Below are 25,196 nucleotides of genomic sequence, written 5' to 3' on the forward strand. Positions count from 1 at the left end.
GGTCTTCGCCTTGGGCTTGCGCGTCGCATGAGATCGCCGGGCAGCAAGCCGGCCGGGCCGCGCGCATCGGACGACCCAGGACCGCCGCGCGGGCGGGCTCAGCGGGCGGTGGCCTTCTCGAACGCCTTCTTGAGGTGCTTGTCGACGAGAGCGGGGGAGCCGGTCAGGAAGAGGGTGATGTTGTCCTTGCGGACGGCGACCCGCTTGACCTCCGACGCGCCTCCGGGGCCGATGAACGTCGAGGTGAAGGCGTACCGCTCGTCACCGAGGTCGGGCATGACGGCTTCGGTCAGGGTGATCCGGACCGGTGTGGTGCCCGACGTCACGGTGTAGGTGGGGCAGGCCCGGTAGGTGTCCCGGACCTCCCGCAGCGTGGCGGACAGCTGCGCGGGGGAGTCGCTGTCGAGCTCTTCCTCCAGGGTCGAGCGGGGATCGCTGCCGTACATGAACCAGACCTCCGCCTGGTTCACCGGCTGCAGTCGGGGAATCCTGGCGACGAGCCGCTCCATCGCCGGGCAGCCGCTCACCGTGTCGTCGTCCTTCGTGTCGTCGTTCGACGGTTCCGCGGTGTAGTCGCTGCCGAGGTCGTCGGTGGTCAGCAGCAGGCGCTTGAGCTCGGCGACCCGGGCCGGCTTCGTCGGAGCCGGGGCGGCGGGCTTGTCCGCGGACGCGGCGGTTCGCTCGCCGGGCCCGGCCGGGGGCGTGGCGTCGGGGGAGCGGCCGCCGCAACCGGACGTGGCCACCAGTGCGCTGACGAGTATCGGAAGGCCCCAGGTGCTTCTGGTGAGGTGGCGGTGCATGTGCGGAATCCCCCTTGGTGATCTTCGGCGTGACCCTACCCCGCGCCCGGTCCGGGTCAGCCCCCGGCCGGACCGCGCGGCTGCGCCCGGCCGACGATCGTGCCCGCGCGGTCGATGCAGATGACGTCGACCGTGACGGGCGCCCCGCGCAGCACCGCCAGGGCCTCGTCGCGGGCGGCCCGGGCGACGAGGTCGCCGAGGGGGACATCGCGGGCCGCGCACAGGGTCAGGGCCTCCAGACCGGTGTTGGCGGCGGCGACCGCGGCGGCCAGCTCCGCGTCCGCGCCGCCCCGGCGGGCCAGCTCGGCGAGGAAGCCCTTGTCCACCTGCGAGCGGGCCGAGTGCAGATCGAGATGGCCCGCGGCGAGCTTGGAGAGCTTCGCGAAGCCGCCCGCGACGGTGAGCCGGTCGACCGGGTGACGGCGGACGTACTTCAGGACCGCCCCCGCGAAGTCGCCCATGTCCAGCAGGGCGTCCTCGGGTAGTCCGTGCACGGCGACCGCGACCTTCTCCGACGTCGAGCCCGTACAGCCCGCCACATGCGTGCGCCCCGCCGCGCGGGCCACGTCCACACCGCGCCGGATGCTGTCGATCCAGGCCGAACAGGAGTAGGGGACGACGATGCCGGTGGTGCCGAGGATGGAGATGCCGCCCAGGATGCCCAGGCGCGGGTTCCAGGTGGAGCGGGCGATCTCCTCGCCGTGATCGACCGACACCTCGATCTCGACGTCCCCGGTGCCCCCGTGCCGGGCGGCGACCTCGGCCACGTGATCGCGCATCATCTGCCGGGGGACGGGGTTGACCGCCGGTTCGCCGACGGCCAGCGGCAGCCCCGGCCGGGTGACCGTGCCCACCCCGGGGCCCGCCTGGAAGACGACCCCGGAGCCGGGCGGCAGGGCTCGGACCGTGACCCGGATCAAGGCCCCGTGCGTGACGTCCGGGTCGTCGCCCGCGTCCTTGACGATCGCCGCCATGGCCGTCCGGCCGCCGTCGCGCAGCTCCTCGGCGGCGAGCGCGAAGGCGGGTGTCTGCCCCTTCGGCAGGGTGATCGTCACGGGGTCGGGGAAGTCGCCGGTGAGCAGCGCGGTGTACGCGGCGGTGGTCGCCGCCGTCGCGCAGGCGCCGGTGGTCCAGCCGTGCCGGAGCCCGGTGTGCGCGAGCTGCGCACCGCGCCCGCTCGGGGTCGGTTCGGCCTTGACGTCAGTCACGGGGGGCTCCGCCCGTCCGGCTAACCTGACCACTCGGTGCCGCCGCGGCACCGGCCGGGCCGTGCGCCCGGCACACCGGCCCGCGCCCGCGGGCCCGACCCGGGAGGCCGGCGGTGCACAGGCCACGCCACGTCCTGATCCTCGGCGGCACCACCGAGGCGCGACGGCTCGCGGCCGAGCTGGCGGCCGATCCCGCGCTGCGCGTCACCAGCTCGCTGGCGGGGCGCGTCGCCGCACCGCGACTGCCCGCGGGACAGGTGCGGATCGGGGGGTTCGGGGGACCCGAGGGCCTGGCCCGGTGGCTGCGCGAGCAGCAGGTGGACGCGCTCATCGACGCCACCCATCCTTTCGCCGGCACGATCAGTTGCAACGCGGCACGGGCTGCCGCGGACGTCCATGTTCCCCTGCTGGCCCTCCGCCGTCCCGGCTGGGTCGCGGGGCCGGGCGACGACTGGCACCCGGTCGGCTCGCTGGCCGAGGCGGCGGACGCGATCCCCGCGCTCGGGAAGCGGGCGTTCCTGACCACGGGGAGGATGGGCCTCGCGGCCTTTGCCCACCTGGAGGATATGTGGTTCCTCGTCCGCTCCGTGGACGCCCCGGAACCGCCCGTGCCGGCGCGCATGGAGGTGCTGCTGGCCAGGGGCCCCTTCACGGTGGAGGGTGAGGCGGAGCTGTTGCGCCGCCACGGCATCGACGTCCTCGTCACGAAGGACAGCGGGGCTGCGGCGACGGCCGCGAAGCTCGTCGCCGCCCGGCAGGCGGGCATCCCGGTAGTGATCGTCCGCCGGCCCCCGGCTCCGGAGGGGGTGCCCGTCGCGGCGGATCCGGCGGAGGCGGCGCGCTGGCTGCGCGCATCACTGACGTGAGGGATCGGCACATGACGATGTGCGGCGCCCGGCCGCTGGTGGCATGGTGAGGGTGATCCCCCAGACCGAGCCTCCGTGGGAGAAACGATCATGGGAAACGCCGATCGGTCCCAGGACAAGGAACGCCATCTGGCCGACGAGGCCAAACATCCCGCACCCGGCGAGAGAGCGCGCACGAAGCACGCGGAGCATGTGGCGCGAGGCAGAGTGAAGCAGGCCAAGGCGGACGCCGAGGACAGGGCGTCCGAGGCTTCGGCGGAGAAGGACGCCCGCGGGTAGTCCCCGCTGCCGGGTACGACCGCCGGAGCGAGGGCGCGACTTCGCGCGTAGGTCTTACGGCTGCGGCCGGTGAAGCCTCGCGAGGACGATCGCCCGGCCACCCGGATGTCCGGCCGGTGGCCGGTCCGCCGGGAGGCGGGGCGGCCGGGCGCGTCCTGTCGCGACGACTCGGTGACGGCTCAGCTACGTGCTCACATGCGCAGCAGCCGCTCCGTGATCTCCCGGTACTGTCGGAGCGCGAGCCGTAGCTCCTCCGTCTCCGCCTCGGTGTCCCGGTCCTTCCAGCCGGTTCGGAGCGCGCGCCCTCGTTCGGCGAGGGTGTCCGTGACGTGGGTGACGGTCGCGTCGAAGACGCCCTCGGCTTCCTCCACCGCCCGGCGCGGGTCGTCGAGGAAGGTGTTGACGGCCCGCTGGAGACATGCGGTCAGCTCGTCCCGGCCGTCCTGCGGAAGGAGCCGCGCCGAGCCGGGGCCACGGTCGGGGCCGGCGGGGCCCGTGACCGGTTCGAGGGGGTGCCGGGCCGGCACGGGGGGAGGTGTCTGCGGGGCGCGTGAAGTGGTGGGCGGCCGTTTCTCGGTCGGGGGTTGTTGCGCGCGTTCCTTGTCGTACAGCATGACGTGCCACTATCCCTTCGTGTCGGGCCGGCCGCGCACCCTCGGTGCGTGGCCGCGGTTGTCGTAGGACCCGTCGTGGGACCCGTCGAGGGCGTGCCGGCGCCGCTCCGAGCCCTCCGGCCGTCGCGCGACCAGTTCGTCGAAGAGGCCCCGGGCCTCGACCAGGGCGTCCCGCGTTTCTTCCGTGCCGGCCTCGCCGCGCACGGCCATGTGCACCCTGCGGTAGCCGTGGACCTGCCCGGCGTGGTGGACGGAGAGCGCGTCCAGCTGTTCCTCGAACCGCTCACCGCCGGGGAAGCCCCGGTCCTCCGCCAGCCGCGCCAACAGCGCGTCGGCCTCCGCGGCAGCCTCCCGCGGTGAGTCGACGAACCGCTCCTGGATCCGGGCCCACAGGATCACGTACCGCTCGCGGGCCTCGGGCGGCAGCGGGTGCTCCTTCAGGGAACCGTGCCGCTGCACGCGCTCGCCGAGTTCCCGCTCGGCGGCCTCGGTGTCGCCGTCGTGACAGGCGACGGCACGGTCGTACTCGAGGCCGAAGCGCTTTTTCATCCGGTGGCCGCCACGTGCCCGGCCGCGCCCGATGAAGAGGGCGGTGGCCACGGCCAGGACGGCCACGACGATCGAGATGATGATCACGACGGTGGACATGACTTCCCTCGCTGCTTCCCGGCTCGTGAGCCGCTCCGAGTCTTCAGGCGGGTGGTCCGAAGCCTGGGGCCGGCTACCGATGGCCGTGGCCGCTGCGGTAGCGGGATCCGCCGCCCTTGTGGGTGCGGCGGCCGAAGGCGAAGAACCAGACGATCAGCAGGAGAGCCGCGGCCAACCACAGCAGGTGCATGGTGAAGCCGAACCCGAACAGAAGCAGGACCAGCAGGAGGAGAACGATCCAGACGGTCACGGCCGGAGCTCCAATGAGCACAGGGAGGATTCCCTGAGTTCCGCGGGGGCCGGGCGAAGCTGGACGGGGGGCGCCGTCCGGAGGATGCCGGAGCGTCGTAGCCCTACGCCGTAGTGGTCAGTCAACGCCCGGCGTCTGCCCTTGTCAACGCATTGGCCAGAGCGATGTGTTCTTCGGGCGAACGAACACGGTGCCCTTCGGGCCCGGGTGTTCCCGGCCCGAAGGGCACCGTGGCGTCACTTCTCCGGATACCGCCGGGGCGTCCAGACGATCTCCTCGCCGCCGCCGGGGCCACGCCGTACCGCGCGGGTCTGCGTGGAGCCCACGATGAGGATCGTGCGCATGTCGACCTGTTCCGGGTCCAGTTCGCCGAGCCGGACGATCCGTACGCTCTCCTCCGGGCCGCCCACGTCCCGGCCCAGGACGACCGGGGTGTCGGCCGGACGGTGTTCCAGGAGGAGGTCGCGGGCCTTGCCGACCTGCCAGACGCGGCTGCGGGAGCCGGGGTTGTACAGGGCGAGGACCAGGTCCGCCGCCGCGGCGGAGCGCAGTCGCTCCGCGATGACCTCCCACGGCTTGAGCCGGTCGGACAACGACACGACCGCGTAGTCGTGGCCGAGCGGCGCGCCCGCCCGGGATGCGGCGGCGTGGGCCGCCGTCATGCCGGGCAGCACCCGCACGGGCACCTCGCGGTACGGGTCCTCGGAGGCGACCTCCAGGACCGCCGTCGCCATCGCGAAGACACCCGGGTCGCCGGAGGAGACGACGGCGACCCGCCGCCCCTGCCGGGCGAGGTCGAGCGCGAACTCGGCGCGCTCGGACTCCACCTTGTTGTCGGACGGGTGCCGCCGCTGGCCCGGCCGGACGGGCACCCGGTCCACGTACGTGCTGTAGCCGACGATGTCCTCGGCCGCCGCGAGCTCGCCGCGCGCCTCCGGCGTCAGCCACAGCGGGCCGGCCGGGCCGAGCCCGACGACCACGACCTCGCCCCGGTCCGAGGCGGCCGGAGCCGCGTCGACACGGCTCGGCAGCACCGCCACCGAGAAGTACGGCACCGATTCGGGGTCCACGTCGGCCAGCAGGCCCGTACGCTCCCCGGGCATCGTGGCGCGCTCGACGTACCGCGCGTCCGCGAGCCGGCCCGCGCCCTCCAGCGCGCCCCGCACGGCGGGGAACGTCCGGCCGAGCTTCATCACCACGGCCGAGTCGGTCGAGGCCAGGCGGGCCGTCAGCTCCTCCTCGGGCAGCGTGCCCGGCAGGATCGTCAGGATCTCCTCGCCCTCCACCAGCGGCTCGCCCAGCCGGGCCGCCGCCGCGCTGACGGACGTGACCCCGGGGATCACCTCCGTGGGGTAGCGGTCCGCGAGCCGCTTGTGCATGTGCATGTACGAGCTGTAGAAGAGCGGGTCGCCCTCCGCGAGCACCGCGACCGTGCGCCCGGCGTCCAGATGGACGGCCAGCCGCGCCGCGGCCTCCTCGTAGAACTCCTCCATCGCGCCCCGGTAGCCACCGGGGTGGTCGGTGGTCTCCGTGGTGACGGGGTAGACCAGCTGCTCCTCGATGTGGTCGGGGCGCAGATGGCGTTCGGCGATGGTGCGCGCGATGCTGCGGCCGTGCCGGGCACTGTGGTACGCGACGACGTCGGCCGCGGTGATGACCTCGACGGCCCGCACGGTCATCAGCGACGGGTCGCCGGGGCCGAGGCCCACTCCGTACAGTCGGCCCGTCGTCGAAGGCTGCTCGTTCACTCTTCCTCGCTCGCTATCGCGTTGATCGCCGCCGCTGCCATGGCGCTGCCGCCGCGACGGCCCCGCACCACCAGATAGTCGAGCCCCAGCGGGCTGTCGGCCAGGGCGTCCTTGGACTCGGCCGCACCGATGAAGCCCACCGGTATGCCGATGACCGCGGCGGGGCGCGGCGCCGCCGCCCCGCCCTCTTCGAGCATCTCCAGCAGCCGGAACAGCGCTGTCGGCGCGTTGCCGACCGCGACGACCGCGCCGTCGAGCTTCTCGCGCCACAGCTCCAGCGCCGCCGCGCTGCGGGTCGTGCCCATCCGCCGGGCCAGCTCCGGCACCGACGGGTCGGCGAGGGTGCACAGCACCTCGTTGTCCGCGGGCAGCCGCTTGCGGGTCACCCCGCTGGCGACCATGTTCGCGTCGCACAGGATCGGCGCCCCGGCGCGCAGCGCCTCGCGGGCCCGTGCCACCACCTGGGGGGAGTACGCGAGGTCCCGTACGAGATCGACCATCCCGCAGGCGTGGATCATGCGCACCGCGACCTGGCTGACGTCCGGCGGCAGTCCGCCGAGGTCGGCCTCGGCCCTGATGGTGGCAAAGGACTGGCGGTAGATGGACGCGCCGTCCTTCTCGTACTCGAACACTGTGCCTCGCTTGCTGGGTTGCGCCTGGTGGTGTCGTGCAGGGTCAGTCCGCGGAGGTACGGGCCGCCGCGACCGCGTCGGCCAGTCCCCCCGCTGTGGCTGTTTCCGTCGTCGTTTCCGTCTCCCCGTCCCGTACCGCGATCCGATAGCCGCCGTCCCCGGTCGCGAGCACGTCGACCCATGTCCCGCCCGGGTGGCCGCACCGCCGCTCGCAGCCGGACCAGTACACCGGGAGCCCCGCTGGGGGCAGCCCCGCGAGGCAGGCCGCCGCGTCCGCCCGTACGTCCGCGAGGGACTTGGCGCAGCCCGGCCGGCCCGCGCACGCGCCCGCCCGGTGCCAGGGGGACGTGGTGGAGGTGACGAGTCCGGCGTCCGCCAGCGCCGTCAGCCGGGAGCGGGCCGTACCGGCCGGGAGGCCGGGGACGACGATGCCGCGCCAGGGTGTCACACGCAGCTCGCCCGTCCCGTCCCGGTCGGCCGCGGTGGCCACGAGCCGCCACTGGGCGGCGGTCAGCCGCCCGAGCGGCGCGGTCACCGACAGGGCGCACCGCCCGTCCCGGCCGGTGACCAGGCCGGGCCCGACGGGGGGGCCGTGCGGCAGACGGGGCCTGGGCAGCGGGACGGAAGCGATGCCCGCGGCCGTCAGCCGGTCCGCCAACGCTTCGACGCGCGGGCGGTGTTCGGGGGCCAGGTCCCGGACACGCCAGGCCCTGGTGCCGCTGTGGGCCAGTGCCGCGAGGAACTCGCGCGCGGCCAGCGCGGCCGCGCGCGGCGCGTCACGGGCGGCGATCCGCAGACCGGGCCCGGTGGCGGCGAAGCACAGCACGGCCTGCTCCTCGCCGCTTGCGATCAATGTCACATCGGGGCCGAGGGCCACGATGTCGCCGCGGCCGTCGTCCAGTCCGAAGAGGAAACGGCCCGACAAACCTGACAAATCCAGACCCTCGGAGGGGTCGGGCGCATCGGACGCGGGGGTGCACAGGAGTGCGTCCAGGGCGCGCGCCCAGGTCTGCACATCGGTTGCCCCGGCGCGGGCCGGCTCCGTGGCCCCGTCCAGACCGCACAACGGCGAGGCCGCCACATTGCGCACCCGGTCGTACCGGTCGGACGGCAGCAGCCCCGCGCCCCGCAGCCGGTCGGCCAGTTCACCGCCGCAGCCGTCGGCCAGCCCGCGCAACTGGACGTTGCCGCGCGAGGTGATGTCGAGATTCCCGTCGCCCAGTTCCTCGGCGACCAGCGCCAATGCCACCGCCTGACGGGCTGTCAACAACCCGGCCGGCAACCGGACGCGCGCCAGCGCACCGTCGTCCGCGGTGTGCAGCCGCAGCGCACCGGGGCAGGCGTCGCCGCCCGCGCGGACGGTCCGTCCGCCGGCGGCCGGTTTATCCCGCTCCGGGGGGGATGTGGGGGTGACGGGCATGGCGGCGAGCATACCGACGATCACACCGGGTGCACCGTCCTGTGCCAAACGGTCAGCGCTTACTATGCTCATCGGTGGCCAGAATCTCTTTGTTCGTCCTCTGGTCCGCCAAACGCCAGCGACGGCGTCAGGGGAGGAAGCCGGTGAGACTCCGGCACGGTCCCGCCACTGTGAGCCCGGCAGCGATGCCGGGCGAGTCAGGAACTCCCGCCGTCCTCCAACCGCCCGGGGCGCGGACCCCGAGGAAGGCCAGCCGCCGCATGCGCACCATCCGGTCCGGCGTACCCCGGGCGACCCTCGATGCCCTGGGGAGCGCCGCGTGATCCTTCTCCTGTCGACGTCCGACACCGACCTGCTCAGCGCCCGCGCGGCTGCCGCTCACGGGGGCCCGGTCCCGTACCGCCTGGCCAACCCCGCCCGGCTCGCGCTCGACGACCTGCCCGCCCTCCTGGACGGCACCGACCTCGTCGTCGTCCGCCTCCTCGGCGGCATCCGCGCCTGGCAGGAGGGCCTCGACCTGCTGCTCGCCGGGGACCGCCCCGTCGTCGTCCTCACCGGCGAACAGGCGCCCGACGCCCAGCTGATGGAGGCCTCCACCGTCCCCATCGGCATCGCCGCCGAGGCCCACGCCTACCTCGCGCACGGTGGGCCCGACAACCTCGAACAGCTCGCGCGCTTCCTCTCCGACACCGTGCTGCTCACCGGACACGGCTTCGAGGCACCCGCGCCCGCCCCCACCTGGGGCCCGCTGGAGCGCACCCCCAAGCCCGGCGCGAGCGGCCCGCTCATCGCGGTGCTCTACTACCGCGCCCACCACATGAGCGGCAACACCGCCTTCGTGGAAACCCTGTGCGGGGCGATCGAGGACGCGGGCGGCCGCGCCCTGCCGCTGTACGTCGCCTCGCTGCGCGCCCCCGAGCCGGAGCTCATCGAGGCGCTCGGCACCGCCGACGCCGTCGTCACCACCGTCCTCGCCGCGGGCGGCACCAAGCCCGCGGCCGCCTCGGCCGGCGGCGACGACGAGTCCTGGGACGCCGGCGCCCTCGCCGCGCTCGACGTACCGATCCTCCAGGCCCTGTGCCTGACCGGCCCCCGCAGCGCCTGGGAGGAGAACGACGAGGGCCTCTCGCCGCTCGACGCCGCCACCCAGGTCGCCGTACCCGAGTTCGACGGCCGCCTCATCACCGTCCCGTTCTCCTTCAAGGAGGTCGACGAGGACGGCCTGCCGATGTACGTGGCCGACGCCGAGCGCGCCTCCCGCGTCGCCAGCATCGCCGTGCGCCACGCCCGGCTGCGCCACATCCCCGCGGCCGACAAGCGCCTCGCGCTCGTCCTCTCCGCCTACCCCACCAAGCACTCCCGCATCGGCAACGCCGTCGGGCTCGACACCCCCGCCAGCGCCGTGGCGCTGCTGCGCCGACTGCGCGAGGAGGGTTACGACTTCGGCACGGAGGAGGTCCCCGGCCTCGCGTCCGGCGACGGCGACGAGCTGATCTACGCCCTCATCGAGGCCGGCGGCCACGACCAGGAGTGGCTCACCGAGGAGCAGCTCGCCCGCAACCCCGTCCGGATCCCGGCCGCCGACTACCGGCGCTGGTTCGCCGAGCTGCCCGCCGAGCTGCGCGAGGCCGTCGAGGAGCACTGGGGACCGGCGCCCGGCGAGATGTTCGTCGACCGCAGCGCCAACCCCGAGGGCGACATCGTTCTCGCGGCGCTGCGCCGCGGCAACCTCCTGATCCTCATCCAGCCGCCGCGCGGCTTCGGCGAGAACCCCATCGCGATCTACCACGACCCCGATCTGCCGCCCTCGCACCACTACCTCGCCGCCTACCGCTGGATCGCCGCCTCCCAGGCGGACGGCGGCTTCGGCGCCGACGCCATGGTCCACCTCGGCAAGCACGGCAACCTGGAGTGGCTGCCCGGCAAGAACGCCGGCCTGTCCGCCGCCTGCGGCCCGGACGCCGCCCTCGGCGACCTGCCCCTGATCTACCCCTTCCTCGTCAACGACCCCGGCGAGGGCACCCAGGCCAAGCGCCGCGCCCACGCCACCCTCGTCGACCACCTCGTGCCGCCGATGGCCCGCGCCGAGTCCTACGGCGACATCGCCCGCCTGGAGCAGCTCCTCGACGAGTACGCGTCCATCTCCGCGATGGACCCGGCCAAGCTGCCCGCCATCCGCGCCCAGATCTGGACGCTCATCCAGGCCGCGAAGCTCGACCACGACCTCGGCCTCGACGACCGTCCGGACGACGACGGCTTCGACGACTTCCTGCTGCACGTCGACGGCTGGCTGTGCGAGGTCAAGGACGCCCAGATCCGCGACGGTCTGCACGTCCTCGGCGGCGCGCCCACCGGTGAGGCACGCGTCAACCTCGTCCTGTCGATCCTGCGCGCCCGCCAGATCTGGGGCGGCACGCAGGCTCTGCCGGGCCTGCGCGAGGCCCTCGGCCTCGACGAGTCCGCCGCCACCCGCACCACCGCCGACGAGGCGGAGGAGCGGGCCCGTGCGCTCGTCCAGGCCATGGAGGACGCGCACTGGGACCCGGCCGCGATCGCCGCCGTGGCGCGGGAGCACGGCGAACAGGTCGCCGCGATCCTCGACTTCGCCGCCCGCGAGGTCGTACCCCGCCTGGCCGCCACCACCGACGAGATCGACCACGCGGTGCACGCCCTGAACGGCGGCTTCGTCCCGGCCGGCCCGTCCGGCTCGCCCCTCCGCGGCCTGGTCAACGTCCTCCCGACGGGCCGCAACTTCTACTCCGTCGACCCCAAGGCCGTGCCCAGCCGGCTCGCCTGGGAGACCGGCCAGGCCCTCGCCGACTCCCTGCTGCAGCGCTACCGCACCGACCACGGCGACTGGCCGAAGTCGGTGGGCCTGTCCCTGTGGGGCACGAGCGCGATGCGCACCTCCGGCGACGACGTCGCCGAGGCCCTCGCCCTGATGGGCATCCGCCCGCTCTGGGACGACGCCTCACGCCGGGTCAACGGCCTGGAGCCGATCCCCCTGGCCGAACTGGGCCGTCCCCGCATCGACGTCACCCTGCGCATCAGCGGCTTCTTCCGCGACGCCTTCCCGCATGTCATCGGCCTCCTCGACGACGCGGTCCGGCTGGCCGCCGCCCTCGACGAGCCCGCCGACGACAACTACGTCCGCGCGCACGCCCAGGCCGACCTCGCCGAGCACGGCGACGAACGCCGCGCCACCACCCGCATCTTCGGCTCCCGCCCCGGCACCTACGGCGCGGGTCTGCTCCAGCTCATCGACAGCCGCGACTGGCGCACCGACGCCGACCTCGCCGAGGTCTACACCGTCTGGGGCGGCTACGCCTACGGCCGTGAACTCGAGGGCCGCCCGGCCCGCGAGGAGATGGAGACCGCCTACAAGCGCATCGCGGTCGCGGCGAAGAACACCGACACCCGCGAGCACGACATCGCCGACTCCGACGACTACTTCCAGTACCACGGCGGCATGGTCGCCACGGTGAAGGCCCTCAAGGGCAAGGCCCCGGAGGCGTACATCGGCGACTCCACCCGCCCGGAGACGGTCCGCACCCGCACCCTGGTCGAGGAGACCTCCCGCGTCTTCCGCGCCCGCGTCGTCAACCCCCGCTGGATCGAGGCGATGCGCCGCCACGGCTACAAGGGCGCCTTCGAACTCGCCGCCACCGTGGACTACCTGTTCGGCTACGACGCCACCACCGGCGTCGTCCCGGACTGGATGTACGACAAGCTCGCCCAGACCTACGTCCTCGACCCGGAGAACCGCGCCTTCCTCCAGGAGGCCAACCCCTGGGCCCTGCACGGCATCGCCGAGCGCCTCCTGGAGGCGGAGAGCCGCGGCATGTGGGCCAAGCCGGACGCGGAGACGCTGGAGGGGCTGCGCCAGGCGTTCCTGGAGACCGAGGGCAACCTGGAGGGCGAGGAGTAGGCCCGCGGCCACCCCACGGTGACGCAGGAAGACCTCCCCGCGATGGGGAGGTCTTCGTCGCGGACAAGGGGGGCTACGAGGCGGACGGGTACGGCTTCACTCGGCTCATGCCGTCGCTGCCCGTACACGCCTCCATGCCGGGGTAGGTGACACAGACCTCGGCATGCCGCGGCAGCCCCTTCGAGGGCAGCATGGGGGTGCGCGCCGATCCGGGCAGCCCGGGATTCCGCAGCAGCCGGTCACGCTTGAGGGACAGGGCGTCTCCCTCGCCCGATTTCACATAGACGGAGACGACCTTGTCCGCGGCCGAACCGACTCCCGCCCACAACGCCTGGCAGTCCGCGCTGTAGTAGAGGTGGATCAGCCCCTCGGCACTCTTGACGGCCGAGGCCACTTCGGCGTCACCGAGACACTGGAAGTCCTGCGGATCCTTCCCCTTGCACGTGCTGTTCCGGCAGCGCTGCACCTCACCGGCGGCGGACGACCCGTCCGGCTCCCGACTGTCGAAGTACCGCGCCCCGGCAAGACCTCCGGCCGCCAGCAGCACCACCACCGCGGCGGCCGTCGCGACGCGGAACGACCGGGTGCGCCACCGGGAAGGACGCTCACGGTCCGGCCCGCCGGGAGGAGCCGCATCCGCGGCGCAGAGCCGCTTGCGGGCCTCCAGCCAGGCCCCGGCATTGTGCTCCTCCCCGCAGGCGCGCAGAAACGCCGTGAGCGTCTCCACACGCGGCAAGGCGTCGTGCCGCAACGCGTCGGCCAGGGTACTGCGCGCCAGCACGTCCCCCCGCGCGGCCGCCCGCTCCTCCAACTGCCGGTAGGTCAACCCCGACCGCGCCTTGAGCTCCCGCATCGCAGCGACGAACTCGGCGGCGTCCCGTACCCCGTGCGGCGCCGACTCCCCCGGACTCCCCATACCCTTCATCCTCGCCGCGGCGGGGGCCGGGGACAACGGATGCGACGTGGTGGGCAGCGCCGGTCGCCGGTATCGCGGTCCCGGCGGCCCGCTCCCGCGCCTCCCGTTTTGGGGCTGCCGCCCGGCGCTCACTAGGATCATTTGGATGATCATCAGAAAACGGCTGGCGGCGGGCGCGTGTGCCCTGCTCGCCGCCCTGGCCGCGGGAACCGCGCCGGCGAACGCCGCCGACGAACCCTCGAAGAACTCCCCGAAGGTCGAGCTCGTCCTCGACGTCAGTGGCTCGATGCGCGCCCGGGACGTGGACGGGCAGTCGCGCATGGCGGCGGCCCAGCAGGCGTTCAACGAGGTGATCGACGCCGTTCCGGACGACGTGCGGCTCGGCATTCGTACCCTCGGGGCCAACTATCCCGGTGACGACAAGGAGCTGGGCTGCAAGGACAGCAAGCAGCTGTACCCCGTCGGGCCGGTGAACCGGACCGAGGCCAAGGCGGCCGTCGCGACGCTGCGGCCCACGGGCTGGACGCCCATCGGGTACGCGCTGCGCGGCGCGGACGCCGACCTCGACGTCGGGGGCGGTACGCGCAGGATCGTGCTCATCACCGACGGCGAGGACTCCTGCGGGCAGCCCGACCCCTGTGACGTGGCCCGTGAACTGGCCGCCAAGGGAACCCACTTGACCGTCGACACCCTGGGCCTGGCCCACGACGACAAGACCCGCGAGCAGCTCAGCTGCATCGCCGAGGCCACCGGTGGGACGTACACCACCGTGCGGCACACCAAGGAGCTGTCCGGCCGCATCAAGCAGCTCGTACGGCGCGCCGCCGACCCCGTCGAGACGCCCAAGGCGACCCAGGGCGCGGCCGAGTGCGCGAAGGCGCCCGAACTCGGGGCCGGCCTCTACACCGACCGCTCGACCTTCGGACAGCACCGCTGGTACCGCGTCAAGGTGACCCCCGGCCAGGAGCTGCGCACCTCGGTGAGCGTCGGCGCGGACCGCGCGGTCGACCCCGACTACGGGGTGCTGGTGCGCGCCGTGGACGACAGCGGCCGGGAGCTGGTGCGCGGCACCGACGCGGGCAGCGGGCGGACCGATGTCATGTCGGCGGGCCTGCGCTATCCCATCGCCGAGGGGAAGAAGGGCGAGGACAAGCAGGCGCGGACCGTCTGCCTGGAGGTCTCGCACTCCTTCTCCGCCCCCGCCTCCGTCAAGCGTGACCCCGGGCTCCCCGTCGAACTGGCCGTCGACCTCGTCGACGCCCCGGACGACCCCTCCGACCTGGCCGCCTTCGGCCTCGGCCGGGGCTGGGTGCTGCTGGTCGTGCTGGCCGTGACCGGTTTGATCGCCGGTCTGCTCTGGGGCTGGCTGTCCCGCTGGCGTGTCTCGGTGTGGAGGACGAACTGATGCGTACGACACGAGTGCTGACCTCCGTGCTGCTCGCCGCGGCCGCCCTGTTCACCTCCGCGACGGCCGCCACGGCGGACGACGCGAGCCCGAGCCCCTCCACCACCGAGCGCGACGCGCCCACCGAGGCCGGCACCACCTTCCGTACCGCGACGGCGGTCAAGCAGGGCCAGAAGGCCACGGCCGACGCATCCACCGGTGACTACCTCTACTGGCAGTTCCCCGCCGGGGCGGGCCAGCAGCCGATCGTCAAGGCGACGGTGAAGCTGCCGGAATCGTCCGCGCGGCACGGCTCGGCCACCTGGCAGCTGGACGTCTTCGACGGGCTGCGCCGCCGTCAGGCGTGCGCCTCCGGCGTGCCGACCGACAAGGCGTCGGCCCAGGACGCCACGGTGACCGTGACCTGCCACCTGCGGACCGTACGACCCTGGTCCGAGCGCTGGGCCAACGACCCGCTCCCCGGGGCGTACTACATCAGGCTCACCGTCACCGACATCCCCGACGAGGACCTCGGGCAGCCCGTACGGGCCGAGGTCGAGGCGACGGCGAACGACGCCGGCGGGCCGCGCGCCGAGGGCGGCGAGCTGGGCGCCCCGCTGCACGCGGCGGCCGTCTCCGAACCCGAGAGCGGCTGGAACGGCGGTTGGTTCTCGGACCGCTGGGTGTGGACCGTGGGAGGCGCCGTGCTCGGCGCCCTCGCGGCAATCGGCGGGTACACCCTCACCCGACGGCCCCGCTGGACCACTCGTCCCCCCGCGGGGAGCTGAGTCCCGGCGGTTCACCCACCCCGACGCGCCCGTGGTCCTCGTGACCACGGGCGCGTCCCGTTACGCGGCTCGTTCACACGGACCTGTTCACACGGGCCTGTTCACACGGGCCTGGGACCTGCGGGCGGATCGCCGTGGACGGCGTGCAGATACAGGGCGAGCAGATCGCGGGTGAAGTACGAGCTGTAGGAGATGTCCGGTGTGTCACCGCCCGTGTGGTAACCGCCGATGACGCCGATCAGCGCGTACCCCGCCGGGCCGCGCACCAGGAACGGCCCGCCCGAGGTACCGCCCACATAGCCCGCGCACGGGATCTCCAGGAAGTCACCCGGCGCGCCCGGATCCGTGCTGGTGTAGCGGTGCGTGGCGGAGCGGCAGTCCAGGGGCTTGGGGTACGTGGCGTCGCTGTTGCCGGGGTAGCCGATCAGTCGCACGTCCTCGTGCCGGTAGCCCGCGTAGGGCAGCAGGTCGAAGCCGCCGACGGCGCTCTGCACCTGCTTGCCGTCCGCGCGGGCACCGACCCGGACCACCGTGTAGTCCCAGCGGGCACCGGCGCCCGTACCGAGGTCGTAGTAGCGCTGGTCGATGTAGATCAGCTCGACGGGGAAGACGCCGTGCGGCTTGAGGCCGTCGTGGTACTGCGGCACGAACGCCAGCCGCAGCTTCGCGCTCGGCGAGCGCAGACAGTGCGCGGCGCTGACCACGAGATCGCGGTGCGGACTGCGTACCACCGTCCCGCCGCAGAACCGGCCCACGTTCTGCCCGTCGGTCCAGAAGAAGGTACCCACCTGCGGAAGTCCGTCGAAGGGGCGGCTGGGCGGCACCGGTGCGCCCACGGCGGCCGGCTGCCGCTTCCCGCCCGCGGTCACCGGCTGTGCGGCTGCCATCCGCTCGGCCGTCCAGTAGGCGTCGGCCGAGGCGGCCGCGATCGCCGCGGGCGTGCTGCCCGCGGTCGTGGCGAGCGCGGCCGGGCCCGGCAGCGCCGCGGCCAGCAGCCCGAGGAACAGGGTCGCGAGGCCGCGCAGGGCGAATCGTCTGTCCATGAACGGGTTCCTCTCTGAACGCCGATGCCGATACGCCGATGACGGACGGGCGTACGGGAGTGCCGACACGTACGAGGCGAGCGTGACATCACCGGGTCGCGCAAGCGAGACACGCGACACACGGGACGACGTCACCCGTTCGAACAAGGCCGAGCGGTAACCTGTCGCGGCCGGGATGTGTCCGAGCGATGTGTCCGGGCGAAAATTTTGACTGCAGGGTGGGGAGTTGACTCATGGTCGATCCGTTGTCTCTGGGCGCGATCACCACCGCGGTGACCGCCGCCGCGGGGTCCGTCGGCACCGAGGCGGGGCGCCAGGCGTGGGGCTCCCTCGTGGACCTCGCCCGCCGCACCTTCGGCCGGGGGCGGGACGACGACAGCGCCACGGCCCTGCTTCCCCTCGACCCCGAGGACGACGAGCAGGTTCAGTCGCTGTCCGCGCTGCTCTTCGCGCAGGCACTCCAGAACCCCGGCTTCGCCGCGGAGTTCCGGGCCTGGGCCGAGAGCGCCCGGCCGCACCTGAGCGTCGACAACAGCCAGGTGAACAACACCGTTTCCGGCAACGCCCAGGTCGGCCATCTGGTCCAGGGCAGGGACATCACCTGGACGTCCAACTAGCGTAGTCGGCCACGGCCGCTGAGGTCGTGGCCCCCGCGCAGCCACCCGTCGGCACCGCCGTGCCGGCCGTACGCCCCGCGTGACCGCGAGGGCGCTCTTCGGCATGCCCGAAAAGTCCGGCCGCGGGGCCGCCGTCAAAATTCGGCCGCGGAATGTGCCCGAAGCCCCCGGCGTTTCCTCGTCGACCAGCTTGTTCACCGGTCCATCAACTCCTGGTTAAGTCGCGGACCTGCCTTTCCTGAAGGGTGGACTAGTGCAAGGCGTTCTTCCCGTGGCAGGATGCCTATCGCGGCCGGGGCGGGCTTAACTGGCCGTGAGGCGCCGTGGAGGAAGAGTCCGAAGGACGGAGCAGATGGCAGTCGGGGGCGACAGGTCGGCAGGTGACGTGGGCAGCCCGCTCGCGGAGCGGCTCAACTACCTGTTCGCGAACATGCATCCGCCGGGGGCGCCGTACACCAACGGGCACGTGGCCGAGGAGATCAGCCGCGGGACCGAGGAGTACGGCGGGATCACGCTGACCGAGCAGTATCTGTCGATGCTGCGCAACGGCCGGCGGGCCAACCCCAGCCCGGATGTGCTGCGGGCGCTGGCGAAGTTCTTCGCCGTGCCGGTCGGCTATCTGATGGGCGACCTCTCGGCCTCCCAGGCCGCGCGGGTCGAGGAGGAGGTCCGGTTCCTCGTCGCCATGAGGGATCAGCGCGTCAGGGGCATCGCCCTGCGTTCGGTGGGTCTGCCGCCGGAAGTGCAGGACAGCCTCACCACGATCATCTGTCAGTTCCGGCAGCAGATGAATCTGCCCGCCGACCCGCCCGACGCGGGTGGTGACGGACGCCCGTGACCGTCATGGCGGATGACCGGCTCTTCTATACCTGGCGGCGTTCCGAGGACGAGGACGGTGCAAGCATGCGTGTGGGGCGGATACGGCGACGGTGCAAGCAGCTCATCCATGAGCTGGCGCTGCCCGCGTCGACCGATCTCCAGGGCATGTGCGACGTCGTCGCGCGCCGCGTGGGCCGGCCCATCCGTCTGGTGCCGATGAGCCTGGACGGGGTCGTCTCGGGCATGACGGCCACCACCGACGACGCGTACTGGGTGTTCTACGAGCAGAAGACCTCGCCCTGGCACCAGGTGCACATCGTGCTGCACGAGATCGGGCACCTGATCCTCGGCCACGACCAGGACCCGGCCGTCACCGAGGACGCCCTCAAGATGTGGACGCCGTCGGTCGACGTGGCCACCGCCATGCGCCGGATGGGCCTCACCATGGGCCTCGCCCGCCACCACTGCTACGACAACCTCACCGAGCGCGAGACCGAGATCCTCGGCACCCTCCTCATGGAGCGGGTGGTGCCCCCGCCGCCCGGCCAGGACCTGCCGCTGGAGGGCCAGGCGGCCGAGCTCGCCGCCTCGCTGGGGCCCGCGCTCCAGCACGTACGCCGCCAACTGCGCGAAGGGGGCGCCGTACGCCCCGAGACGGGCATCGGTCCGCGCGACGACACCCGTACGGGCTCCGCGCCCGGCAACGGCACCGACGACCGCGGTGACGCCACGGACGGCAGGGGAGGGGACGCCGGTGTTTGACGCCCTCTACCTCACCTTCAGCGCCGTCGCCTGGGCCATCGTCGGCTACAAGGCCCGTGCCTGGTTCCGTGACCGCGGCAACACCGACCTCGGCCTGACCGCCCTCATGACCTCGGGCGTCCCCATCGTCTTCCTCTTCTCCGCGCCCAGCGTCTACCGCTCGTTCGACCGGCTGACGGGCGTGGCGAATCTGGCGATGGTCTTCCTGTACTCCGCGGTCGTGCTCTTCGCCTCCGGTGCCACGGTGCTGCTGCTGCGCTGGACCGGCCGGGGCGACGAGGCGGCCAGGGCCCGTGCGGCCGCCCGGTCCCGGTTCGCCGTGATCACGGTGGCCGTGGCCTGGACCGCCGCGATCGTCTGCTTCGCCGTCGGCCGCCCCGACGCCGTCGAGCACCCCCGGGACTTCTCCACCGCCTACGCCGACGCGCCCGGTGTCGTCGCCTTCCTGGTGCTGTACCTGACCATCTTCGGCGTCAGCCTCGCCGGGCTCGGCACCCTGTGCCCGCGCTACGCGGCCCAACTCGGCCGCTCCTGGCTCGCCAAGGGCCTGCGGACGCTGGCCGCCGGCTGCTGGCTCGGCCTGCTGTACTGCGCCTGCAAGCTGGTCGGATTCGTGCTCAGCTGGGCCGGCCACGAGATGTACTGGCTCTCCAACGGCGTCGCGCCGATGAGCGCCTCGGTGGCCGCCCTGCTGGTCCTCCTCGGCTTCTCGCTGCCCGCCGTCGGCCCCCGGGCCGCCGCCTGGCGTCGGCTGCGCCGGCTCGGCCCGCTGTGGCGGGCCGTCACCGAGCACGCCCCCGAGGTCACCATCGGGGAGTCCCGCTGGAGCCGGCGCTGGCCGGTCGCCGACCTGGAGTGGCGGGCCAACCGCCAGATGGCGGAGATCCGCGACATCCAGCGCGGCATCCGGCGCCACGTGGAGCCCGAGACCCTCGTCATCGCCCGGCGGAAGGCGACCGCCGCCGCGCTGGACGACCGCCGGCTCGCCGCGGTGGTGGAGGCCGCGGCCCTGCGCCGGGGCCTGGCGAACCAGATCACCGGACACGTGCCCACGCCGCACGCCGACAGCGTGGTGGTCACCGTCAGCGCCGATCCGGCCGAGGAACACGAGCACTTGGCGCGCGTCGCCGACGTCTACCACGACCCGATGGTCGACGAGGTGCTCACCGAACTGCGCGAGTCCTGCTCGGCCCGCCTGCTATGACAGCGGGCCCCACAGACGAGGCGGCCATGGACGGGGGTCAAGGCCGCCTGCGACACAGGCCGGCGCTGGATCCGTACGACCGTACGGATCCAGCGCCGCCGGTGCGCTCCCTACCGGAATCGGATGCCATGCAGAACCCCACCCCGCCCGACGTCACCGAACGGCTGATCGCCGACCCGCACGGCACCAACGCCGAGCTCCGCGAGGCGGCTCCCGCCCACCGGATCACCGGCCACGACGGCCGGCCCGCCTGGCTGGTGACCCGCTACGACGACGTGCGCCGGGCCCTCGCCGATCCCCGCTTCTCGCTGGACAGGCGCAACGCCCTGCCCGGTAACTACAGCGGCTTCGCGCTGCCCCCGGCGCTGGACGCCAACCTGCTCAACATGGACCCGCCCGACCACACCCGGGTGCGCCGCCTGGTGGTGAAGGCCTTCACCACCGGCCGGGTCGACAAGCTCCGCGAGCCGGTGCGCGCGCTCGCCGGGGAACTCCTCGACGCCGTCGAGGCCGACGGGCGCGCGGATCTGCTCACCGCCTACGCCGGCCCGCTGCCCATCACCGTCATCTGCGACCTCCTCGGCATCCCGAAGGAGGACCGGCACGACTTCCGGGCCTGGACCGATGCCCTGATCACCCCGGACCGCGCGCGGCCCGAGCTCACGAAGCAGGCCGTCGGCAGCATGATGCGCTTCTTCGCCGGGCTCATCGCGAGCAAGCGCGCGGAACCCGCCGACGATCTGCTCTCCGACCTGATCGCGGCCCGGGACGAGGAGAGCGGTGCCGGCGACGACCGGCTCTCCGAGGACGAGCTGACGTCCCTGGCGTTCCTCATCCTCTTCGCCGGCTACGAGAACACCGTCCATCTCATCGCCAATGCCGTCCTGGCCCTGCTCGACCATCCCGAACAGCTGCGCGAGCTGCGAAAGAATCCGGACGGTCTCGGAAGGGCCGTGGAGGAGCTCGGACGCTGGGAAGGCCCCGCTCCGCTGGCGATCCGGCGCTTCCCGCTGGAGGACGTCGACATCAGCGGGGTGGTCGTGCCCGCCGGTGAGACCGTGCTGCTCTCGCTGGCCTCCGCCAACCGCGACCCCCGGCAATTCTCCGACCCCGACCGCCTTGACCTGCGACGGGAGGGATCCGGGCAGCTCACGCTGGGCCATGGGATCCACTACTGCCTGGGCGCGCCGCTGGCCCGGATGGAGATGGAGACCGCGCTGGCCGTGCTGTTGGAGCGTTTTCCGGGACTTGCGCTCGATGTGCCGCGCGAGGAGCTGAGGTGGCGTCCGACGGTGCGCGCGCGTGGCCTGATTTCGCTCCCCGTTCGCTGGTAATCGACAAGCCGAACAGGTTTTTGGTGCATAACCCATCCTTGATGAGGTAGAACTGTCCTCGAGCCCGCCCGGTGTGCATCCCCCGTCGCACCGGGCGGGCCTTCGATGTCTCCGGATCCGTACGGGACCGGGGCGGCGCCGGCGCGGGACGGATACGCCACCGGGGCCGGCCTCAGCCGCCGTTTCCGTAGGGGAATTTGAGCAGGGCCACGGCCGCCAGCATCTGGATGCTCACCGCCGCGACCGCCTTGTGAGTGGGCAGATGGTGCTGGCCGCGGATCAGCAGCGCCGCGAGCGCGTAGCCGTAGGCCGAGGTGATCCAGGCGGCGGCCCGTACCGGCGCGGTGTCGCCCGCCAGCCAGGTGTCGAGGATCAGCCGCGGCAGATCGGTCGCCCAGAACAGGACGACGAACAGCCCGACGGTCGGGCCGAACTTTCCGTTGCCCCCGAGGCGCCGGGCGATGGCGTGGGTGACGACCCCCAGCAGCAGGCTCGCGAAGAGCACCACGACCGAGGCGATGCCCATGGCTTCCAGCGCGAGCGTGCGGTCGACCCGCCACTGCCCCCAGAACGAGTCCTTGGCCAGCGTTCCGAGTGCTCCGCACAGCAGGCACAGAAACGCGGCGGCCCCCCAGACGCTCCGGTCCCGCGCCTCGTCGAGCACTTCGACGGGGTGGAACCAGAGCCCGAATATGAGGCGGTGCCAGAACAGCTTGCGCCGTGGGGCGGTGGCGGTGGACGGGGGGACAGCGGAGGTCACAGGCATGGGTGCCGTTTTATCACCGTTCGGCCCCGCCGCCGGTGCGCAGGCGGCGACGGGGCCGAACGGGGGAGCGGTTACGCGGGCCGAGCGCGGGGTCAGAGCGCCACCGGCTCCTTGGGGTCCGGGTCGCTGTCGGGGTCGGTGTCCGGGTCGGCGCCCCGGAGGTACTCCTCGTTGATCTCCCGTGGTCCGAACGGCCACACCTTCTCGTAGCGCGCCCACAGCACGAAGGCCACACAGCCGGCCGCGACCCAGGCCAGGGACCATTCGATGGGGTGCCGGCCGGGGGAGTTCTTGTCCGCGTAGCCGTAGATCACCAGCCAGCCGACGAGCGCGACGATGCTCGGCAGCGGGTAGAGCCACATCCGGTACGGGCGCCGCAGCGTCGGCTGACGGCGGCGCAGCACGGTCACGGCGGCGACCTGGGCGAGCGCCTGCACGATCACCATGACGGCGGTCAGCAGCTGGATGAGGGTCGCCAGATTCGTGTGGCGGCCGATCAGGAAGCCGACGGCGGTCAGCACGCCCATCGTCACCAGCCCCAGCACCGGGAAGCGGTGGCGTGGGTGCAGCTTGCCGAACGGGCGGAAGAAGACCTTGTCCCGGGCGGCGTCGTACGGGACGCGGGAGCCGCCGAGCAGACCGGCGAAGACCGAGGCGACCGCCGTGACGAGGATCAGCACGGTCACCGTATTGGCCGCCGTCCTTCCCCACGCCTTCTCCAGGACGGCGGAGGCGACGGAGCTCGACGCCGTCGAGTCGGGGTCGAGCATCTGCTTCCAGTCGATGATGCCCAGGGTGCCGATCTGGAGCAGCAGATAGATGCCCATGATGCCGAGGATGGAGAAGACGATGGCGCGCGGCAGGGTACGTCCGGGGTTCTTGATCTCGGCACCCAGGTAGGCGGCGGTGTTGTAGCCGAGGTAGTCGTAGATGCCGATGGTCAGGCCCGCCGCGAAGCCGATCCAGAAGTGATTGGTCGTCAGCTCGAAGGCGTGGGCCGGGTAGGTGAAGGCCCGCTCGGGGCTGAAGTGGGTGAAGGCGGCCACGATGACGAGGACGACGGAGGTGATCATCACACACCACAGCACGACGGTGATCTTCGCGATGTTCTCGACCCGCCGCCACAGCACCGCGATGATCAGCGCGACGACGGCCAGCCCGACGAGATCGCCCTGCGTCTGCCCCATGTCCGGCCACAGATAGCCGAGATACTGCACGAAGCCGATGACACCCGTGGACATGCCGAGCGGGATGAAGAGCATCGCCGTCCAGACGAACAGGAACGGCATCAGCTTTCCGGTGCGGTACTGGAACGCCTGCCGCAGATACACGTAACTGCCGCCCGCCCCCGGCATCGCGGCCCCCAGCTCGGCCCAGATCAGCCCGTCCGCCAGCGCGAGGACCGCGCCCGCCACGAACCCGATGACGGCCTGCGGCCCACCGAACGCCGCGACCATCAGCGGGATGGTCACGAAGGGGCCGATGCCGCACATCTGGCTCATGTTGAGGGCGGTGGCCTGGAACAGCCCGATGCGACGGACGAATCCGACCCGTCGGCCCGGCTCGTCTTCCGTGTCTGCCATGCGGTCAGCCCTTTCTCGTGCCGGTGCCTGCGGTCCGCGCGACGCGCTCAGGGTGTGCGTAGCACCGGCTCGCCCGACGCGTCCACCACATGGACACCGCCGCACGAAGCGGACTCGGTGCCACCGCCCGTTCGGCGCACAACGAGTCGCAGGTCACGGTGAAAACGGGAGCGCGCGGAAGAGAAGTTGAGCAGACTCGACCACGAACGGGGGAGCCCGCTGGGCACTCCACGGATCACGTCGGTGGTCCGGGTACAGAACGAGGGTCCGGGGGAGCCGTTGTGCCGTCCCGGGCCGGGAGAGGAACGGGATCGTCAATGCGCAAAGGACGCGTGGCCGTCGTCGGCGGGAGCGTGGCGGGCTGTGCCGCCGCGCTCGCCGCGACACGGGCCGGAGCCGACGAGGTCGTGGTCTACGAACGGGCGGCCGGCCGGCTCGAGGACCGGGGAGTCGGCCTCGCCGTCCACGACGACCGGTACGCCGAGATGGAGGCCGCCGGGTACATCGACGCGGACATCCCCTGGGTGCGCCTCACCCACCGGCCCTGGGTCGTCAGGGACGGCGCGGAGCGGGCCGGGCGGACGGTGGGCGCGGTGCCCTTCCCGTTCCGCTCGTACAACTGGGGATCGCTCTGGCAGGAGTTACGGGCCCGGATACCCGCGTCCGTCACCTACCGCCAGGGGGCGGCCGTCGAGCGGGTGCTGTCCGAGCCCGACGGCGCCACGCTGCGGTTCGCCGACGGGAGCGAGGAGCGCTTCGACCTCGTCGTCGGCGCGGACGGCTACCGCTCGGTCGTCCGGGCGGCGACCCGCGCGGCCACGGTGCCCGTGTACGCGGGGTATCTGGCCTGGCGCGGCGCCCTGCCCGCCGAACAGCTGCCCGGCCCGGACACGGCCTGGCCCGAGGAGGCCGCCACGTCCGTCGGCTTCCCCGGTGGTCATCTGATGGCCTACCGCATCCCCGGCCGCGGCGGCCGGGGCGTCTCCGCCAACTGGGTGTTCTACGCCGCCCCGCCGGCTGCGGCGGGGCTGACGCTGGAGGACCCCACGAGCCTGCCGCCGGGTGCGGTGCCTCAGGAGCTGATCGCCGGTCACACCGAGGTGATCGAGAAGTACTTCCCGCCCTTCTGGCAGGAGGTCATCAGACGCACCCCCGAGGCCGAGACGCAGGTCCAGCCCATCTACGACCTCATCGTCCCGCACTTCGGGGAGGACCGGCTCGCCCTCCTCGGCGACGCGGCCGCCGTCGCCCGCCCGCACGCCGGCGGTGGCGCGGTCAAGGCGCTGCAGGACGCCTCGGTGCTGGAGCGCTCCCTGCGTTCGGCCGCCACCTGGGGCGAGGCGGTCGCCGCGTACGACGCCGAACGCACCCCCTCCGGCCGCGCGGCGGTCGAACTGGCCCGTCGGCTGGGCCGGGCACAGGTCCAGCGGACGCCGGACTGGCCGGCGATGGACCCGGACGCGATCGACGCCTGGTGGCGGGACGCGGCCGACGGCGGCCGCGGCTTCGGCGGCCAGGCGATGCCGAGCCGCTGACCGCGGCGCGGTGGTGGAGGCGCGGCGGAGCCGGGGGCGCTGCCGCGTCGTC

23 protein-coding genes and 1 riboswitch are annotated in these 25,196 nt (G+C 72.9%); of the genes, 11 read left to right on the forward strand and 12 right to left on the reverse strand.

The features are described from left to right. Positions 1–98: 98 nt before the first annotated feature. Together AB8O64_RS31235 and AB8O64_RS31240 are read right to left on the reverse strand one after the other, a co-directional pair. Entirely contained in the window at positions 99–800 is a 702-nt protein-coding gene (locus AB8O64_RS31235; protein ID WP_370422851.1) for a hypothetical protein, read from the reverse strand. Between the two features lie 56 nt (positions 801–856). Continuing rightward, positions 857–2,008, reverse strand: coding sequence for a cobalt-precorrin-5B (C(1))-methyltransferase (locus AB8O64_RS31240; protein WP_370422852.1), 1,152 nt, complete (start codon positions 2,006–2,008; stop codon positions 857–859). A 113-nt stretch (positions 2,009–2,121) separates the two neighbouring features. Here AB8O64_RS31240 and AB8O64_RS31245 point away from each other — a divergent pair, with 113 nt between their 5' ends. Then, positions 2,122–2,874: a cobalt-precorrin-6A reductase gene (locus tag AB8O64_RS31245; protein ID WP_370422853.1), complete on the forward strand. Its 753-nt coding sequence runs from the start codon at positions 2,122–2,124 to the stop codon at positions 2,872–2,874. Between the two features lie 90 nt (positions 2,875–2,964). After that, positions 2,965–3,153: a hypothetical protein gene (locus AB8O64_RS31250; protein ID WP_370422854.1), complete on the forward strand. Its 189-nt coding sequence runs from the start codon at positions 2,965–2,967 to the stop codon at positions 3,151–3,153. A gap of 191 nt (positions 3,154–3,344) precedes the next feature. Here AB8O64_RS31250 and AB8O64_RS31255 read toward each other — a convergent pair whose 3' ends face one another. The 6 genes from AB8O64_RS31255 to AB8O64_RS31280 form a co-directional block, all read right to left on the reverse strand. After that, the gene (locus AB8O64_RS31255; RefSeq protein ID WP_370422855.1) at positions 3,345–3,767 is read right to left on the reverse strand and encodes a hypothetical protein; all 423 of its coding nucleotides are present in this window, start codon (positions 3,765–3,767) and stop codon (positions 3,345–3,347) included. Between the two features lie 9 nt (positions 3,768–3,776). Then, positions 3,777–4,415: a hypothetical protein gene (locus AB8O64_RS31260; protein WP_370422856.1), complete on the reverse strand. Its 639-nt coding sequence runs from the start codon at positions 4,413–4,415 to the stop codon at positions 3,777–3,779. 73 nt (positions 4,416–4,488) lie between these two features. Continuing rightward, complete coding sequence (locus AB8O64_RS31265) at positions 4,489–4,665, reverse strand: hydrophobic protein (protein WP_370422858.1); 177 nt, start codon at positions 4,663–4,665, stop codon at positions 4,489–4,491. A gap of 236 nt (positions 4,666–4,901) precedes the next feature. Beyond that, positions 4,902–6,413, reverse strand: a complete 1,512-nt coding sequence (locus AB8O64_RS31270; protein WP_370422860.1) for a precorrin-2 C(20)-methyltransferase — start codon at positions 6,411–6,413, stop codon at positions 4,902–4,904. Then, positions 6,410–7,045: a precorrin-8X methylmutase gene (locus tag AB8O64_RS31275; protein ID WP_356458670.1), complete on the reverse strand. Its 636-nt coding sequence runs from the start codon at positions 7,043–7,045 to the stop codon at positions 6,410–6,412. The genes AB8O64_RS31270 and AB8O64_RS31275 overlap by 4 nt, the downstream gene beginning before the upstream one ends. Before the next feature lie 43 nt (positions 7,046–7,088). Beyond that, a complete protein-coding gene (locus tag AB8O64_RS31280; RefSeq protein ID WP_370422862.1) occupies positions 7,089–8,465 on the reverse strand; it encodes a cobalamin biosynthesis protein CobG in 1,377 nt (458 codons plus the stop codon). Between the two features lie 84 nt (positions 8,466–8,549). After that, a riboswitch (cobalamin riboswitch) is annotated at positions 8,550–8,695 on the forward strand. A gap of 89 nt (positions 8,696–8,784) precedes the next feature. Here AB8O64_RS31280 and cobN point away from each other — a divergent pair. Continuing rightward, complete coding sequence (cobN, locus tag AB8O64_RS31285; protein ID WP_370422863.1) at positions 8,785–12,393, forward strand: cobaltochelatase subunit CobN; 3,609 nt, start codon at positions 8,785–8,787, stop codon at positions 12,391–12,393. 73 nt (positions 12,394–12,466) lie between these two features. On the opposite strand, the gene AB8O64_RS31290 is transcribed toward cobN, so the two are convergent. Beyond that, positions 12,467–13,309 carry a DUF2690 domain-containing protein gene (locus AB8O64_RS31290; RefSeq protein ID WP_370422865.1) on the reverse strand — a complete coding sequence of 281 codons (843 nt, stop codon included), beginning with the start codon at positions 13,307–13,309 and terminating at the stop codon, positions 12,467–12,469. Between the two features lie 145 nt (positions 13,310–13,454). On the opposite strand from AB8O64_RS31290, the gene AB8O64_RS31295 reads away from it, so the two are divergent. Together AB8O64_RS31295 and AB8O64_RS31300 are read left to right on the forward strand one after the other, a co-directional pair. After that, positions 13,455–14,714: a VWA domain-containing protein gene (locus tag AB8O64_RS31295; protein ID WP_361933563.1), complete on the forward strand. Its 1,260-nt coding sequence runs from the start codon at positions 13,455–13,457 to the stop codon at positions 14,712–14,714. After that, positions 14,714–15,481 (forward strand): hypothetical protein, encoded by a 768-nt coding sequence (locus tag AB8O64_RS31300; RefSeq protein WP_370422867.1) that lies wholly within the window; start codon positions 14,714–14,716, stop codon positions 15,479–15,481. Before AB8O64_RS31295 ends, AB8O64_RS31300 begins: the two co-directional genes overlap by 1 nt. Before the next feature lie 101 nt (positions 15,482–15,582). Here AB8O64_RS31300 and AB8O64_RS31305 read toward each other — a convergent pair whose 3' ends face one another. Continuing rightward, positions 15,583–16,524, reverse strand: coding sequence for a serine protease (locus tag AB8O64_RS31305; protein WP_370422868.1), 942 nt, complete (start codon positions 16,522–16,524; stop codon positions 15,583–15,585). A gap of 233 nt (positions 16,525–16,757) precedes the next feature. On the opposite strand from AB8O64_RS31305, the gene AB8O64_RS31310 reads away from it, so the two are divergent. The 5 genes from AB8O64_RS31310 to AB8O64_RS31330 all read left to right on the forward strand — a co-directional run bounded on the left by AB8O64_RS31310 (position 16,758) and on the right by AB8O64_RS31330 (position 21,260). Continuing rightward, positions 16,758–17,141: a hypothetical protein gene (locus AB8O64_RS31310; RefSeq protein WP_370422870.1), complete on the forward strand. Its 384-nt coding sequence runs from the start codon at positions 16,758–16,760 to the stop codon at positions 17,139–17,141. Between the two features lie 352 nt (positions 17,142–17,493). Beyond that, a complete protein-coding gene (locus AB8O64_RS31315) occupies positions 17,494–17,979 on the forward strand; it encodes a helix-turn-helix domain-containing protein (RefSeq protein WP_130881230.1) in 486 nt (161 codons plus the stop codon). 5 nt (positions 17,980–17,984) lie between these two features. Beyond that, the gene (locus AB8O64_RS31320; protein WP_370424029.1) at positions 17,985–18,722 is read left to right on the forward strand and encodes a hypothetical protein; all 738 of its coding nucleotides are present in this window, start codon (positions 17,985–17,987) and stop codon (positions 18,720–18,722) included. Continuing rightward, a complete protein-coding gene (locus tag AB8O64_RS31325; protein ID WP_370422871.1) occupies positions 18,715–19,926 on the forward strand; it encodes an MAB_1171c family putative transporter in 1,212 nt (403 codons plus the stop codon). Before AB8O64_RS31320 ends, AB8O64_RS31325 begins: the two co-directional genes overlap by 8 nt. Positions 19,927–20,054: 128 nt before the next feature. Continuing rightward, positions 20,055–21,260, forward strand: a complete 1,206-nt coding sequence (locus AB8O64_RS31330; protein WP_370422873.1) for a cytochrome P450 — start codon at positions 20,055–20,057, stop codon at positions 21,258–21,260. A gap of 172 nt (positions 21,261–21,432) precedes the next feature. On the opposite strand, the gene AB8O64_RS31335 is transcribed toward AB8O64_RS31330, so the two are convergent. Both AB8O64_RS31335 and AB8O64_RS31340 read right to left on the reverse strand, forming a co-directional pair. After that, complete coding sequence (locus AB8O64_RS31335; protein ID WP_370422874.1) at positions 21,433–22,026, reverse strand: Yip1 family protein; 594 nt, start codon at positions 22,024–22,026, stop codon at positions 21,433–21,435. Between the two features lie 92 nt (positions 22,027–22,118). Continuing rightward, a complete protein-coding gene (locus AB8O64_RS31340; RefSeq protein ID WP_370422876.1) occupies positions 22,119–23,609 on the reverse strand; it encodes an APC family permease in 1,491 nt (496 codons plus the stop codon). A 317-nt stretch (positions 23,610–23,926) separates the two neighbouring features. On the opposite strand from AB8O64_RS31340, the gene AB8O64_RS31345 reads away from it, so the two are divergent. Further along, complete coding sequence (locus AB8O64_RS31345) at positions 23,927–25,144, forward strand: FAD-dependent monooxygenase (protein ID WP_370422878.1); 1,218 nt, start codon at positions 23,927–23,929, stop codon at positions 25,142–25,144. Positions 25,145–25,196: the final 52 nt, after the last annotated feature.

Source organism: Streptomyces sp. QH1-20 (assembly GCF_041283565.1).
In the GTDB taxonomy this organism is placed as follows: Bacteria; Actinomycetota; Actinomycetes; order Streptomycetales; family Streptomycetaceae; genus Streptomyces; species Streptomyces syringius.